At 72.9% G+C, this 14,945-nt stretch carries 14 protein-coding genes; 13 read left to right on the forward strand and 1 reads right to left on the reverse strand.

Features of this window, described 5'->3' with window-relative positions; all coding sequences use genetic code 11:
• Positions 1-23 precede the first annotated feature (23 nt).
• From ACWDRR_RS18885 to ACWDRR_RS18910, 6 genes are all read left to right on the forward strand, one after another.
• A complete protein-coding gene (locus ACWDRR_RS18885) occupies positions 24-566 on the forward strand; it encodes a WhiB family transcriptional regulator (RefSeq protein WP_449773315.1) in 543 nt (180 codons plus the stop codon).
• On the forward strand, positions 563-2,284 hold the full coding sequence (locus ACWDRR_RS18890; RefSeq protein ID WP_449773316.1) for a DUF2637 domain-containing protein: 1,722 nt from the start codon (positions 563-565) through the stop codon (positions 2,282-2,284). The genes ACWDRR_RS18885 and ACWDRR_RS18890 overlap by 4 nt, the downstream gene beginning before the upstream one ends.
• Positions 2,285-2,336: 52 nt before the next feature.
• Positions 2,337-2,561, forward strand: a complete 225-nt coding sequence (locus tag ACWDRR_RS18895; protein ID WP_449773317.1) for a hypothetical protein — start codon at positions 2,337-2,339, stop codon at positions 2,559-2,561.
• A 253-nt stretch (positions 2,562-2,814) separates the two neighbouring features.
• A complete protein-coding gene (locus ACWDRR_RS18900; protein WP_449773318.1) occupies positions 2,815-3,228 on the forward strand; it encodes a plasmid mobilization protein in 414 nt (137 codons plus the stop codon).
• Positions 3,218-4,939, forward strand: a complete 1,722-nt coding sequence (locus tag ACWDRR_RS18905) for a relaxase/mobilization nuclease domain-containing protein (RefSeq protein WP_449773319.1) — start codon at positions 3,218-3,220, stop codon at positions 4,937-4,939. Before ACWDRR_RS18900 ends, ACWDRR_RS18905 begins: the two co-directional genes overlap by 11 nt.
• Before the next feature lie 214 nt (positions 4,940-5,153).
• Entirely contained in the window at positions 5,154-5,936 is a 783-nt protein-coding gene (locus ACWDRR_RS18910; protein WP_380383923.1) for a DUF5677 domain-containing protein, read from the forward strand.
• 411 nt (positions 5,937-6,347) lie between these two features.
• Here ACWDRR_RS18910 and ACWDRR_RS18915 read toward each other — a convergent pair whose 3' ends face one another.
• A complete protein-coding gene (locus tag ACWDRR_RS18915) occupies positions 6,348-6,830 on the reverse strand; it encodes a hypothetical protein (RefSeq protein ID WP_380383926.1) in 483 nt (160 codons plus the stop codon).
• A 216-nt stretch (positions 6,831-7,046) separates the two neighbouring features.
• Between ACWDRR_RS18915 and ACWDRR_RS18920 the strand changes: the two genes are divergently transcribed.
• The 7 genes from ACWDRR_RS18920 (at position 7,047) to ACWDRR_RS18950 (ending at position 14,734) form a co-directional block, all read left to right on the forward strand.
• Complete coding sequence (locus ACWDRR_RS18920; protein ID WP_449773320.1) at positions 7,047-7,865, forward strand: hypothetical protein; 819 nt, start codon at positions 7,047-7,049, stop codon at positions 7,863-7,865.
• Positions 7,866-7,953: 88 nt separating this feature from the next.
• Positions 7,954-9,228, forward strand: a complete 1,275-nt coding sequence (locus ACWDRR_RS18925; RefSeq protein ID WP_380383932.1) for an ATP-grasp domain-containing protein — start codon at positions 7,954-7,956, stop codon at positions 9,226-9,228.
• A 78-nt stretch (positions 9,229-9,306) separates the two neighbouring features.
• Entirely contained in the window at positions 9,307-10,557 is a 1,251-nt protein-coding gene (locus tag ACWDRR_RS18930) for an ATP-grasp domain-containing protein (protein WP_449773321.1), read from the forward strand.
• 37 nt (positions 10,558-10,594) lie between these two features.
• Positions 10,595-11,794, forward strand: coding sequence for an MFS transporter (locus ACWDRR_RS18935; protein ID WP_449773322.1), 1,200 nt, complete (start codon positions 10,595-10,597; stop codon positions 11,792-11,794).
• Positions 11,795-11,828: 34 nt separating this feature from the next.
• Entirely contained in the window at positions 11,829-13,070 is a 1,242-nt protein-coding gene (locus ACWDRR_RS18940; protein WP_449773323.1) for an ATP-grasp domain-containing protein, read from the forward strand.
• A 110-nt stretch (positions 13,071-13,180) separates the two neighbouring features.
• Positions 13,181-14,185, forward strand: coding sequence for a hypothetical protein (locus ACWDRR_RS18945; protein WP_449773324.1), 1,005 nt, complete (start codon positions 13,181-13,183; stop codon positions 14,183-14,185).
• A 150-nt stretch (positions 14,186-14,335) separates the two neighbouring features.
• Positions 14,336-14,734, forward strand: coding sequence for a hypothetical protein (locus ACWDRR_RS18950; RefSeq protein ID WP_380383946.1), 399 nt, complete (start codon positions 14,336-14,338; stop codon positions 14,732-14,734).
• Positions 14,735-14,945: the final 211 nt, after the last annotated feature.

Genomic DNA, 14,945 nt, shown 5'->3' on the forward strand with positions numbered 1-14,945 from the left:
CCCACCTCGGAGAACCCGCACCCGTGCCCGACACCCAGTCCAATCTGATCCAGCTCGCCGGTCGCCGCCGCGACAACAGCTGGGCGACCAAAGCCGCCTGCGCCACCACCGCGCACCCCGACCAGTTCCACCCGCTGCCCGACGAGAGCGAGGAGACCGCCTCCGCGAAGTCGGTCTGCGCCTCCTGCCCCGTCAGCCGGCAGTGCCTGGAAGAGGCCCTCGACCTGAACGACCGCTGGGGCATCCGCGGCGGCCTCGGCGAGACCGAACGCCTCGTGCTCCACCGCCGCGCCAGTGTCCACCGCTGGGACGAGCAGCGCATCCGCGAAGCCCTCGCCGGGCGCTCGGTGCACCTGTCCAGGCCGGAGCGCACCTCCGTGGTCACCGTCGCCGCGATCCTCGACCTGGACGTGAACACCTGGGCCCCCGTGCTCGGCATCAGCCGCAAGTACGGCCTGGAACTGCTGCGCGAAGCCCGTTCCAACATCGCCACGCAACCGTTGACGGTCCGGCGTGAGCAGCGCATCGCCACCTCCATGGCCACCGGCCGGGCGGTCGCGGCATGAGCGAGGACAAGCGACCCGCGCCGGGCATGTCCTGGTGGGACAAAGCGGCGATCGGTGCCATGGGTGGCGTCGGCGGGGCCCTGTCGTACGACGCCCTGCAGCAGATGGCCGTCGCCATGCACATCCGCCCGGAGTTGACCTACCTGTTCCCCATCGCCATCGATGGTTTCATCGCCTACGGCACCAGGGCGCTGGTCGTGCTGAAGGACGCGCCGCTGCGGGCCCGCGCCTACACCTGGTCGGTGTTCGGCAGCGCCACGGCCACGAGCGTCTGGGCCAACTGGACTCACGCCGTGCGCCTCAACGACATCAGCGCGCCCGGCGAGGGCCTCCACCTGCCGGACTGGTCCGTCGGTGTGCTGAGCACCATCGCTCCGCTGGTGCTGGGCGGCGCCACCCACCTCTACATCGTCATGTCCCGGCACACCTCCGGCGCCGATGCAGAGCCCCAGGCCGACGCGGGCACAAAGGAGTTGGGCGACACCGACCAAACGAGTCTGCAGAGTGCGCCCGACCAGGACGCCGGGGCGAAGCCCGCTGTCCGTACCCGGTGGTGGAACCGCAAGCGCGCCGCAGCCCCCGAAGTCGACAACGCTGCCTCCGCGACGGCGGACCGGCACCACGAACTGTCCGCCGTCCCCACACCGTCCCCGGTGTCACTGACCAAGGCTCCCGAGGGACCGGCCGCTCTCCCGGCGGGACCGGCCGCCGCCTCGGGTCCGCCGCCTCGAGCCGTCCCCGTCCCCGGTCCCCAGACCTCCGTCCCCGGCAGCGGGACCGCCGCAGGGGACAGTACGGTCCCCACCCCACGGACCGTCCCCGCCTCCGGTGCGGTCCCCACTTCCGGGACCGTCCCGACCCCCGGTCCCTCTGGGACCGTCCCCGCGCTGTCCGCGCCGAAGCCGGGGACCGTCCCCGGCACCCCGGCGTCCCGGGCTCCGGAGAGCAGCCCGGTCGGGACCGTCCCCACAGTTCCTGCCGCACCCGCCCCGAGGGTGCACGCCGCGCCCCCCGCCGTCCCCGCGGCGGCGGTCCCGGCAACCGAACCCGGTCCCGGGGACGGGGCCGGACCGGTCCCCAACCTCACCGAATCGTCCCGGCCGGGCGATGCCGCCGCAGCCGGCCGGGTGAGCGCGGCCACGGCGACCGCCCCCCACCGCGTCCCGACGCCCGCCCCGTCCCCGGTCCCGTCGGTCCCCACCCCGGCGCAAGCCGAGGCGGCCCGTCCCCGCGGCCCCGGGACCGCCACTGCGGCGACCGTCCTGCGGGCGGTCCCGGCACCGGGCGAGAGCGCGGGGACCGGTCCCGAGACCCGACCGGGACCGGTCCCCGCGCGGCAGGCCGGTCCCCGATCCGGGACCGAGCCGACCCCCATCCCCGCCGTCCCCGCCGTCCCCGCCGGGGACCGGCCGGGACCGGGGACCGTCCCCACGATCAACACCGCCTCCGGGACCGTCCCCGTCTCGCGGTCCCCGGTCCCCGGCACTGACCGGGGACCGGACCGCGACGTCCGGAAGCGGCAGCTGAGCGACGACGAGCTGGAAGCGCTCCTGCCGATCGGGCGCACCGTGGCCGCCACCGCCGAGGGGCGGCTGACCCGTGAGGCCCTGCGCGCCGGGCTCAGGGCCCAGAACGTCCCGATCAACAACATCGCGCTCGGCCAGCTCCTGCGGGAGCTGAAGGACATCGAGGGCAAACCCCCGCCCTCCCGCCGCTGACCTCCCGGAATCCGCCGTCCGACCAGGCCACCATCCCACCCTAGGAACCGACTTGACCGCCAAGAGCCACACCGACGAACACCTCGCCACCGGTCTGATGGGCCTGCTGCACGAGCAGGGCCACCTCCACAGCGCCGACGGGGCGAGCGACGGCAGCTGGATCGTCCGCCGGACCCGCAGCGGTCCGCAGTTCGTGCTGGAGTCGCCGCTGGAGGCGATCGAGTATGCCGTCGAGCTGCTCGTCGACCACCAGCTGGAGGCCGCGTCCGGTCGGTGAAGTCGGTTGCCGTGCAAGCGACTTGACGCCCACATGCAGGGCGGGGACCGGCACCGACGGCGCAGCAAGCTATCGCCTGGGGCAGCCCTACGGGCCGCCCCAGGCACTTGCCCTCGCCCCACGGGGGCGAGGGACCTGGGTGGAGTCGAGCGAGGGCGCTCGACTCCACCCAGAACCCGGAGCGAGGGCGCTCCGGGAACCGAGGAAAGGAGAAGCCACGACCACGCCACAACCCCAAGAAGCTGAAGCCGAGTTGACGCCCAAGCGCCGCCCGCGCCGCCGCCACCGCGACGCCCAGCAGCGCCCCCACCGCATCGTCACCCGCTTCAACGCCGCCGAGCGCGACGAGATCGCCGACGCCGCTGAGCAGCGCGAGCAGACCATCTCCCGCTTCGTCGCCACCAGCACGCTCGCCGCCGCCCGCGGCCACAGCAGCGCCCGCGACCCGCAAGACCGCCTCGACCGAGCAGTCGACACCCTCGTCTCCGCCCGCGCCCACCTCGCCCGCGTCGGCAACAACCTGAACCAAGTCGCGTTCGCCTTCAACGCCGGCGGCCAGGTCCGGCCCACCGACCTCGACGCCACGCTCGTCGCGGTCCGCACCGCCGTCGCCACGGTCGACCGCACCGCCGCCCAGCTCGTCACCGGGGCCGCCGATGGTCCCTGACGTCAGCCGCGGATCAAAGACGTACGGACTGCTGGCCTACCTCTACGGCCCCGGCAAGCACGACGAACACACCGACCCCCACATCGTCGCTTCCTGGGACGGGTTCGCCCCGGACCCCGGCCGCGACCCGAACGCCACGCTCTCGCAGCTGGAGGCCGCGCTCGACCTGCGGGTCAACCAGCTCGGCGACCGGCGGCCCAAGCGGCACGTTTGGCACTGCCCCGTCAGCGCGGACCCCGACGACCGGCTCCTGAGCGACGAGGAGTGGGCCGAGGTCGCCCGCCGCGTGGTCGCCGCCGCTGGCATCGCCGAGCCCGGCGACCCCGACGGCTGCCGCTGGATCGCGGTCCGCCACGACCTGCGGCACATCCACATCATGGCCACCATCGTGCGCGGCGACCTGCGCCAAGCCCGCCTGAACGACGATGCGAAGCGCGCCCAGACCGAGTGCAGGCAGATCGAGCGCGACTTCGGCCTCAAGGAGCTGAACCCGGGCGACGGAACCGCCGCCAAGCGCCCCACCAGCGCGGAAGGCCACAAGGCGCAGCGGCTCGGCCGAGGCGAACCCGTCCGGCTCCAGCTGCGCGACGCCGCCCGACGCGCCCTCGCGGGCGCCGCCGACGAGGCGGAGTTCCTGGACCGACTCAAGACGGCCGGCCTCCTGGTCCACCTCAAGATCGCACCGTCCGGTGATGTGCTCGGGTACTCCGTCGCCCACCCGGACGACCGCAACGCCGAGGGCGAGCCGATCTACTTCGGCGGCTCCCGGCTCGCCCCGGACCTGTCCCTGCCCCGCATCCGCAAACGCCTGGGCGCGGGGCTGGTCGACGCTGCCGATACCGCGCAGCCCGACGGCGCGGCGACGGGCAAGGCCCGCACACCCGGCTCCCGGGCCGCCCAAGCCCGGCGCGGCGCGGCCGGCGCGGTCGAAGCCGCCGCCCGCACGATCGACGAAGGCGACGACGAGCAGGTCGCCGCCCAGCTCGCCGGAGCGATCGAGGTGATCGACGTGATCGCCATCCGCGCCCCGGCCGACACCCGGGCCCAGCTCCTGGCCGCAGCGCGGGCGTTCGAGCGCGCCTCGCGCAGCCACGTCCGTGCCGAGCGGGCCGACAACCGGAGCCTGCGCTACGCGGCTCGGCAGATGCTCTCCAGCGGCTATGCCACCAACAGGGGCGAGGACGGCGGCGCGACCGCCATGCTGCTGTCCGCACTGGTGCTGCTGGCCATCGCCGCCGCCCGCTGGCACTCCGGGCGCGGCCACGCCCAGCAGGCCGCCGCTGCCGACGCCGCCGCCCGCGAACTGCGCGCGGCATACCGCACGGTCTCCGCCAGGCCGATGGCGGCGATGGCCACCGGTGGGAGGGCGCTGCCTCCGGCGATCCGGGAGCGGCAGGCTGCCGTAATCCGCGACCGGCTGTCCGTCGCCGAGGGCGCTCCGCAGGAGAAGGAGGGGTGGGACGCGCTAGCCGCGACCCTCGCCGAGGCCGAGGCCGCCGGCCACGACCCGGCCGCCCTCCTGGAGGAGGCGAAGACCTGGCGCGAGCTGGACACCGCCGACTCTGTCACCGCCGTCATGGTCTGGCGAGTGCGCCGGATCGCAGGGCTGTCGGCCGCACCCTCGACCGAGCCAGTGCGGCCCGGCACCCCCACCAGGGCCGGACGGCCTGCCGCCCCCGCGCCCGCGCCACGGCGTCGCCCGGCCCGCTGACCGAGCGGGCGCACGGTCGGCGGCGGCGCGCTACCGTGGTCGCGCTCTGAGAAAGCAGCACCGAGGACGCCATCCACCGGGTGGCGTCCTCGGTGTTTCCGTTGACGGCCTGACCCCGATGGGCCCGGTCGTGAGGGACGCGATTGCTCCGGTCACCGCGCGGGTACGGGAAAACGTCGTGCCGCAGAGACATCGAGCGCCCTAACCTCGCGGGATGGCATACAAGTTCGGCGACAACCCCAGCTGCATCAGGCGTTCTCGCCTCCTCACCAAACACCTCATCGACGAGGCGCAGAAGGTCACAGCGTCCTCTCCCGAGGTGCTGGCCGAGGAAGCCGACTACGCGCATCAACTCCTCGGGTGGTGGATGTTCGTGAACCGCCAGGCCGATCTGCTGATGCGGGCCTACGACTCCCAGTTCACGGTGGAGGCGGCTGGTCAGATGCGCAGCATCATCGAGCACGCGCACTTCATGGAGTGGCTGGCGGAGCACAAGACCGAGGGCTTGTGGGCGCTGGAAGCCGCCGAGTTCGACCGGCGCAGGAAGCTGATCGAGAACCTCGAACGGATCAAGTGGGAGATCCCCAGCGACATCCTGGTCGGGGACGAGCCGGTCTTCGACTTCCCCGACGCCGCTGCCGAGGCCCGCCACGCGACGCTCAAGGGCCAGGCCAGCAACGTCGCCAACCTGGTCGAGGCACGGGGCCTGCGGAACCTCTACCCGGTCTACCGCTATCTGTCCTCCTACTCGCACGCCTCCTTGCAGACAGGGGAGGCGTTCGTCGAGCGGGAGCACGGGCAGGCACGAGCGCTCTACGCGACAGGCAAGGTCACAGTCGACGCGAACCGCGTGTGGATCCCGGTCTGCCTCTACCTCGCCGGCAAGGCCATCAGCCCGTTCCTCGTCGGCGACCCCATGAAGCGGCACCTGGAGAAGGCAGCCACAGACGTCGGGTTCGGACCTCTGCTGTCCGAGCGGATGCCCGTACCGATCTGACCAGCCCAGAGGGAGGAAGGCCCAAGCAGTAACCGAACGGATGTACGATTCTGCCATGAGCGCCGCACCTCCACGCCTTCGCCCCGACCGCCCCTCCGCTCGGGGCGACCATGAGGACGCGGTGCCTGCTCCGGTCCAGCTGCTGGCTGGTCCTGGGCGGAGCTGGCCGGCGGAAGCCCGCTGGGCGCAGGCCCAGATCCGCATCGGCGGGCAGTGGCGGTCCGTCCGAATCGAACGCTGGCGGCTGCGTCAGGGCAGCATCCGCTGGTCGGCGCGGGTTACCTGGCAGGATGAGGACGGCCGTCCGGTCAGCGGGTGGTACCTATGCAGCCGGTCCACTGTCTCGTTCGGCGGGAGTCCGAGCAGCGCGAACCGAGGCTGAACGCCGCCCCGAGGTCCGTTTGCGTCGGCTCAGCCGGTTTGGAGCGCGCGATTCCGTAGCCAGTAGTCGAACCACTCGACGGCCCACCGGAAGGCGGTTCCGGGATAGGGCTGTTCCAGGGAGGGGAGGGCGTCCCAGCTGGGATCCCACTGCTTCTCCCGCGTCAGCCAGGAGAGCAGCTCCAGCAGCGGGTCATCGGGGGCACGGTGGCCGCGCCCGGCCAACCCGTCGCGGACCCGCTGCTCTGCATCGGGCGACGCCAGCATGTCGGCGATCTCACACGACCCCGGACCGCGTCCGGGGTCGTAGTCGTCCCGGCTGTAAAGCGCGAGGGCGATGACGTCCAGCGCGGGGACGAAGGGGCCGTAGCTGTAGTGCCGGGGCAGGCCGGGCTCGATCAGCGAGGCAGCCTCGCGGACCGCCTGGTCCCACCGCCGGGCGAGGTAGTCACCGGCAGGGGCATGCCGCTCGGCACGCCGGCCGGCCAGGTACCACAGATCCTTGCTGTCCATCGAAGCGTCTCCTGTGACTAGCGGACGGGGCTAAGCGTGATCTTGGCCCACGGCGTCCTGGCTGGTCCAGGCTCCCACGGAGGCGAATACCACAAGATCGGCCGGATGCATCCGGCCGCGCAGCACGGAATCTGGTGATCCGCCCGCCGACGGACGCGATCAACGCTCCGTCGGCGGGCGCACCACCCTCGTCCCGCGCAGCAGAAGAGAGAGTCCGTGGAGTCCGAGCCCCAGGTGACCGTCCTGTTCACCGAGAAGCCCGACGAGCTGAACGCCTACGTCTACGGCCCCTTCACGCCCAGGCCCCTCGACGCCGCGAGGATCAGCCGCCGGTACCCGCACATCACCGGCCCGCTCGAACACCGCGGGCTGGAGTGCGTCGAGGACTTCGGCCTGAGCGACTACATCGTCCACGTCCTGCTGCCCGACGGCGGGCACCTGACGATCTCGCCGCCGCAGGAGACCGGCGACGCCAACGACTCCATCCCCGGGTTCCCCGACAGCTGGCACGTCACCCGGGACCACCCGGAGGACAGCGACCAGTTCGAGCTGATCTACAACAGCGAGCCCGGCGGCCCGCACGAGCACAACCGGGGCAGCGTGCCCGCCATGCTGGCGGTCCTGTACCAGCGCCTGGAGCAACTGGGCGTCCCCGGCCGCGAGGAACTGCTGGCCACCCAGGCCAAGGCCGAGCAGCTGCTGCGCGAGGCGGGCTTCGTGGACCGATCCACCAACACGGACGTCCGGTTCCAACTGCCGCCCGGCACAACCGGACTCACCGAGCACAGCGCCGCGGTCACCCGCGCCGTCCAGTCCTTCCGGAACGCGGGCATCGGCTACGCCTGCCCCGCCGACCTCCTCGACGTGGTCGTCCACGCCGCACCGGCAGCGGCGCCGTCGATCACCCGCGACTCGGCCGCCCGCGCCACCTCAGCGGCCCTGCCCCCCGTGGCGCTGCCGCCGCCCGCGCCACGCGAGCGGCTGCCCCAGGTGACCACCGGCCAACCCCACCAGCCCGCCGTCCGCCTGCGGTAGCGCCCCACTCGCACGGCCAGCCCCCGGCGCAGGGGGCCACCCCGCCGCCCATCCCCATCCCGACATGACCAGAAGGAGGAACGTCGGCATGCTTGTCGTGCTTTCCGCTCTCCGCTCCCACCTCGAGGACCGGCTCGTCGAGCGCGGGCAGCAGATCCTCGCCGTAGTGCCGGCAGCCGTCCAGGCCGACCGCCAGGCCCGCGGCGTCCCCTACCCGATGCTGACCGTCGCCTCGTGGGACGACCGGCGGGAGCTGTCCGTCCTCGCCCGCGAACTGGCTGCTCTGCCCGTTGACTCGGTGGTCACCACCGACGAGCCCTGCCTACGAGCCGCCGCAGTCCTTCGCCGCCGGCTGGGACTCCCGGGCCAGTCCGTGGCATCGGCAACAGCCGCCACGGACAAGCACGTCCAGAAGGACGTGCTCACCGCCGCCGGTGTCCCCGTCGCTTGGCACGTCCCGCTGGACAGCGTCGCCGACATCGAGAGCGCCGCCGAACTGCTCGGCTGGCCGGTCGTCGTGAAGCCCCGCCGGGGATTCGCCTCGATCGGCACCCTCCTCGTCCGCGACCAGCCCCACCTCGACCGCCTGCGTGCCAGCGACGCCTTCGGCCCCCAGGCCCTGCCCGCCAGCCTCCACGCCTCCGGCATCCACCGGGGACTGGACCACGCCAGCGGCGGCCTCATCGCCGAGGAGGGAATCGACGTCGCCGCCGAGTACCACTGCGAGATCCTCCGCCACCACGGCCGCGAGGTCTACGCCGTGCCGGGCCGATATCCCGGGCCCCTGCTGGGCACCGCCGTCCTGGGCGCGGTGCTCCTGGGCCCCGACGACGACCACGCCCAGCAGGTCGTCGAACTGGCCCGCGCCGCAGCCGACGCCCTCCAGCTGGAATCCGGGTTCGCCCACGTCGAGATCCTGCGCGCCCGCTCCGGCGACCTGCTGGTCGGGGAGATCGGGCTGCGGCCCGGCGGTGCCATGCTGCCCCACCTGCTCAGGCTCCGGCACGGCATCGACCCCTGGGCGCTCGCCGCCGACCTGGCCATGAACCTGACCCCGCAGGCGGACCCGCGCAGCGACGGCCCGGCCGTGGCTTGGGCCGCCCCCATCGCCCCACCCGGCTGGATCACCAGCATGGACAGCGCCGACGAGATCCGGAAGCGTCCCGGCGTCATCGACGTGCAGCAGCTCGTCCACGCCGGTCAACCGAGCCCCACGCGCGTCGGCACGCTCACCCCCGCCGGCCATGTGTACGCCGTCGGAGCCACAGCCGAGCAGGCCGAGGCCCGCGCCCGTCAGGCCGCCACCGCCTGGCGGATCACCACCAGCGACCGTCCGCCGAACGAAGCCCGGCCCCTCCGCTAGAAGTCCCTCTCTACCCGGACGCCCGCCACCCCACCGCACCCCCACCTCCTTCTCCCGCACACCGGAGTGACCCACCTGATGCACGTCCTCGTCCTGTCCACCGGCAACCCCCTGCTGGAGAACGCCCTCCTCACCGCCGGCCACACCGTCTCCGTCCTCCAGCCCGAAGGGACGGCCGCCGTCCCCGGCACCGCGCGGCACACGATCGCGCACTGGGACGACCTCGACGCCCTGACGGCCCTGGAACACTCCCTGCCCGACGTCGACGCCATCGCCACGATCGACGAGCAGGCCATCGTCGCCGCCGCGCACCTGCGCCAGCTGCGAGCGCTGCCCGGCCTGACGGTGGACGCTGCCCGCGCCTACACCGACAAGGCGACCATGAAGACCGCCCTCGCCGCCGCCGGCCTGCCCGTGGCCCGGCACCGGGTGGTCCACCACGCCGACGAGGTCGGCGCCGCCGCGGGCGACTTCGGCTGGCCCGTGCTGGTCAAGCCCCGGGCCGGGCTCGCCACGCTGAACACCTTCGTCGTCCGCAGCCCGGAGCATCTGAAGGAACTGGTCGGCGCCGGGGCGTTCGACACCCGCACCACCGACCCAACCGGCCGCCTCGCCGCCGGCCACGTCCTGGACTCCCTGCACGAGGCCCCCCACGGCTTCCTCGTCGAGCAGTTCCTCGACGTCGAGGCCGAGTTCTTCTGCGACCTCTACGTCCACCGCGGGACCGTGCTCCTCGCGGTACCCGGCCGTTACGACGCCCCGCTCCTGCAGAGCGTCGGCGACGCCTCCTTCGACACCGTCCTGCCGCCCGAGCACCCCGAAGCCCAGGACGTCACCGCCCTGGCCACCCGCGCCGCCGCCGCGCTCGGCGCACAGAGCGGCGTCGTGCACTGCGAGATCCTGCGCGACCGCACCAAGGGCGTGTTCGTCGGCGAGGCCGCGGCCCGGCCGGGCGGCGGCAGCATCACCGAACTCGCGTCCGTGATGTACGCGTTCGACCTGCCCGCCAGCCTGGCCGCACTCGCCACCGACGAGGTACCGGACCTGGACGGCACCCCGCGCTTCCCCGCGCTCACCGCCGTCATGATCCCCGCCCCCGAAGGGACGGTGACCCACGTCGCCGACCGGGACACCGTCGAAGCGCTGCCCGGGGTCCTCGACACGGACATCCGCCTCATCGTCGGCCAGCCCGCCCCCGCCGGCATCGGCACCATGACCCGCGCCGGCCGGGTGCTCTACGTCCCCGACAACCTCAAGACCCTCGACCAGGAGGTCGCCCACCTGCGCGCGGTCCTGGACATCCGGGTCGAGCCGCACACCGCCGCCTGACCCGACCACACCCGAACCCGACTGCCGGAGCAGCCCCTTGTCGACAGCCGCCGCCGAACCCGAACCGACGACAGCCCCGCCCGCCAACCGTCTCCCGGCCACGTACTGGGTGCTGGTGATCGGGTTCGGCGTCAGCCGCATCGGTGCCGTCCTCGTCCCGTACCTCACCCTCTACCTGGTCACCCAGCTCCACCTCTCGATCGGCACCGCCGGCCAGATCCTGGCCGCCTTCGGTGCCGGATGGGTGCTCGGCCAGCCGCTCTCCGGCGTCGCCGCCGACAGGTTCGGCCGCAAGAGCACCATCGTCGTCTCCCTCGCTCTGACCGCCGCGGCGTACGGGCTGCTCGCCTGCGCCACCACCGTCCCCGAACTGGTGGCCCTGGCCGCCGCGATCGGCCTGGTCTTCGACGCGCCCCGCACCGCGATCACCGCCTGGATCGCGGACGTGGTCTCCGAACAGCAGCACGCCCGCGGCTTCGGCCTGCAGTACTGGATGCTGAATGCGGGCGCCGCCGCCTCCGGCATCGTCGGCGGCTACCTCGCCAGCTCCCACATGGGCTGGCTCTGCGTGGTCGATGCGCTGACCTGCGTGGCCTTCGCCGCGGTCATCCTCGCCCTGCCCGCCACCCGCGACCAGCCGATCACCGCCCCGGCCCCCATCCGTTACCGCGCCGTCCTGGCTGACCGGCGCCTGCTCACCTTCACCGGCCTGTCGCTGGTCACGCTCACCGTGTACCAGCAGATGGTGTACGGCATCCCGCTGGCCATCCGCGCCGACGGCCTCTCGCCCGCCGTCTACGGCGCGGTCAACGTCGCCAACGCCGTCACCGTCCTGGCGTTGCAGCCCCTGCTCCAACCGCTGATGGAACGAAGCGCCCCCCTACGGACCACCGGGGCCGGGGCCCTGGCGATCGGTCTCGGCATGGGCGCCAACGGGCTCGTCCACTCCGCCACCGGCTACGTTGCCGCAGCCGCCGTGTGGACCTTGGGTGAAATGGCCTTCTGCGTCGGCGCCGCCGCGTACGTCACCGAACTCGCACCGGACGGAGCGCGTGGCCGCTACCTCGGCGTCTGGGGCGCAGCTTTCGGCGGCTCCGCCCTGGTGGCACCGCTGATCGGCGCCGTCGCTCTGGACAACGGACCCGGGTGGCTGTGGACCGGCAGCACCGTCCTCGCCTCCGCGTGCGCCGCCGTCTTCGCCCTCCAGCCCTCCAACCGCCGACCCGCCCGCGCCTGACCGCACCCGGCCCTGCCCCTACCGGAAAGATCGCATGCCCCACGCCACGGACAGCACCGTCCTGCTCGTCATCTCCATCGGCAACCCCGCGTACCGCGCCTACTGCCTCGAAGGCGCCGCGCGCCGCCAGCGGATCGTCCTGGTCGACTCCACCGAGCCGACCTGGCAGCTGGCGCACATCGTCGACCACGAGGTCGCCGACCCTCATGACCTGCCCGCCCTGCGCGCCGCAGTCGCCCGTCTCGGCGAACGCCACACCATCGCCGGAGTGCTCACCTGGGACGAGTACTGCCTGCTGCCCGCCGCACAGATCGCCACCGACCTCGGGCTGCCCGGCCAGTCGTCCGCGACCGCCGCGGCGTGCCGCAACAAGGCCGTCGCCCGCGCCGTGTGGGCCGCCGAGGGCGTGCCCTCCGCGCAGTCGATCCGCGCCACCTCACTCGTCACCGCCAACACCGCCGCGCGCCGCATCGGATACCCCGTCGTCCTCAAGCCCGCCGCGCACGCTGCCAGCATCGGCGTGATCAAGGTCGAGCAGGCCGAGGACCTCCCGGCCGCCTTCGCCTACGCCTCCGAGCAGGCCGCCGGCCAAGGCGCGGAAGGAACCGGCGTCCTCGTGGAGGAGTACCTCGACGGACCCGAGATCTCGGTGGAGTGCATCACCGTGTACGGCATCACCACTCCCGTCGCCGTCACCCGCAAGGCCCTCGGACCCGAGCCCCTGTTCCAGGAGGTCGGACACACCGTCGTCGCCGACGACCACCTCCTCGCACAGGTCGGCCCCATCGCCGAGGCCGCTCTGGACGCCCTCGGCGTCAACACGGGCGTGTCCCACGTCGAGATGCGCCTGACCAGCAGCGGCCCGCGCCTCATCGAGGTCAACGCCCGCATCGGCGGCGACCTGATCGGCCGACTCGTCCAGCTGGCCACCGGAATCGACCTGCCCGCCGTCGCCGCGGACATCGCCCTGGGCCGCGAGCCCGACCTCACCCCCACCCGGCGGGAAGCGGCCGGAGTGCGCTTCGTCTCGCCCGCCACCTCGGGCACCGTCCGCCGCGCCGAGGCCCGAGAGGAACTCGGCGCCCCCGGCTGGCTGGAGCGGCTGCGCTTCGAGCACGGGATCGGCGAGCAGATGCTCCACCCCGGCCAGGGCGGAAACCGGCACACCGGCCGCCTCGCCCACTTCGTCGTCACCGGTACCGACGCCGACCAGGTCCACGACCGCCTGGAACAGGTCGCCGACCTGCTCGACCTGGAGGTGGCCGAGGCCGCCTGACCCGCACAGGCCCCGGCGGGCCCGGTACTCACGACGACCGGGCCCGCCACGGCCCCGACGAACCGCCCGACCGTCCGGTGCCATCCCTCACCTGCCCGACACGGAGACCTGTGGACCTGCACGACCTCGCCGAGGACCTCGCCGCCCGCCTCCCCGGGGCATGGACCACCGAACACCACGCCCCGTCCGCCCCGGAACAGGCCGCAGCACTGGCCGACCGGCTCTGCGGCCCCTTCATCCCCCACCGCAACCTCGACCGCGCCGCGGTCCTCAGCGAACCCGGCCGCCCGCTCGGCCTGCTCGCCACCGAGTACTCCACCCGCAGCGGACGCTTCGCCAAGATCGACACCATCGCCGTGAGCCTGGGCAACTTGGAACTGGACTTCTACCAGGACACCCCCGTCCTGGGCACCACCGCCCCACTGAGTGGCAGCACGACCTCCCCGTTCGAACGGGCCCGCACCGCCCACTTCATCACCCGCCGACTCCTGCCCATCCACGAGAACCTGCTCGACCTGGCGCGCAGCGACCTGCTCGAACGGTCCCTGCGCGCCGCCCACTTGGCCACCGACCAGTGGGACGCCGTATCGGACAGCCTCTGCGACGACCAAGGTTTCCCCCTCGACGACCGCGCCTACAGCGCCGGCCTGGTCCGCCGCGACGCGGTCGTCTTCGCCCACCTGGCCGAAGTGCTGCCCCACAGCGAAGCCCTGCTGCTCGCCGCCCGCACCCGCCTGGCAGCTCCGGTCGACGACCGCACCCGGTGGTCGGTGAAGGAGTTCGGTCAGAGCCTCGGCGACGCCGCCCAGATCCTCGCGGACTGGCAGGCGGGGCAGCCGAACCGGGTGGATGCGAAGGGGGCTCCCATCGAACCCGGCTTCACGGACGCGCTGCAGCAGCGCAACGAGGAAGCCTGGCACCCAGCGCACCAGTGGCTCACCCACGGCCCGGCAGTGCTCCGCCTCCTTCGCGCCCCGGCCGACGGCTCCGGTGACCAGCGCGCCGCCTCCGCCACCGCCCGCTCACCGGCTCTGGCCAGCATCACCGGGCCAGCCGAAGCCGCACCGCACTCCGACCGTGATGCCGGCGGCAGCCGAACGGTCCGTTCCCGGTAGCGCCAGGCCAAGGCAAGTGACGACTAGCAGAAGCTGGAGCAGCCCGCACCGCAGAAGGGTAACGATCAGGTATCGGTGTCCGATTTCGGGAATATTCCAGTCGCAGGCCCGGTTAAAGCCACCATCTCCCGTGACGAAAGGGCTTGCAGCTTGTCGGACTCGCCGAGACGCGACCTCAACCCGAACGACCCCTCGAACCTCCCCCCGCTCCCGGCCGACCTGCACATCCCGGACTACCCGGTGATGGTTCCCGAGCCTGCCCCGGGCGGCTCCGTGATCCGCGCCGTCGAGTATCCCGCCGAGCTGAACCCGCGGGGCACCCTCATCGTCTGCGCCACCTGCCGGGCGAACCGGGACTGGCTGCTCCTTGAGACCCGCCGACGGGTCTTCGTGCGGTGCCGGTGCGGCTTCGAGTGGGAGGAGGGCGAACTGGACTTCGACTTCTTCGAGGCGAACTTCTCCTACGCGGACCGGTCCTGGGGTGACGCCGATCAGGCGCTGACGGACCTGGGCTTCGGGGGCGAATTCGCCGGGATCTACTTCAACTGATTCTGCTCCGGCAGGATGCCGGCCAGGACCCTCCGGTCCGGCCGCCGTGAAGTCGTGGCTGATTCGGGGCGAGGACCCGCTCTACCCCGACGTCTCGACCGCATGCTGTATGCGCCGAAGGGCGGTGGGGCACAAGGACGTTCCTTGTGCCCCACCCCCCAAAGGGGAGTGGCGGGGGCGGCAGTACCCGAGCCGAAAGGAAGAGAGGAGG

It is taken from the genome of Kitasatospora sp. NPDC003701, from assembly GCF_053587085.1.

Bases quoted from the DNA above. Each gene is read 5' to 3' on its own strand.
- ACWDRR_RS18910 (WP_380383923.1), top strand. From the start codon at position 5,154: ATGGCATACAAGTTCGGCGACAACCCCAGCTGCATCAGGCGTTCTCGC.
- ACWDRR_RS18915 (WP_380383926.1), bottom strand. From the start codon at position 6,830: ATGGACAGCAAGGATCTGTGGTACCTGGCCGGCCGGCGTGCCGAGCGG.
- ACWDRR_RS18925 (WP_380383932.1), top strand. From the start codon at position 7,954: ATGCTTGTCGTGCTTTCCGCTCTCCGCTCCCACCTCGAGGACCGGCTC.
- ACWDRR_RS18890 (WP_449773316.1), top strand. From the start codon at position 563: ATGAGCGAGGACAAGCGACCCGCGCCGGGCATGTCCTGGTGGGACAAA.
- ACWDRR_RS18905 (WP_449773319.1), top strand. From the start codon at position 3,218: ATGGTCCCTGACGTCAGCCGCGGATCAAAGACGTACGGACTGCTGGCC.
- ACWDRR_RS18930 (WP_449773321.1), top strand. From the start codon at position 9,307: ATGCACGTCCTCGTCCTGTCCACCGGCAACCCCCTGCTGGAGAACGCC.
- ACWDRR_RS18940 (WP_449773323.1), top strand. From the start codon at position 11,829: ATGCCCCACGCCACGGACAGCACCGTCCTGCTCGTCATCTCCATCGGC.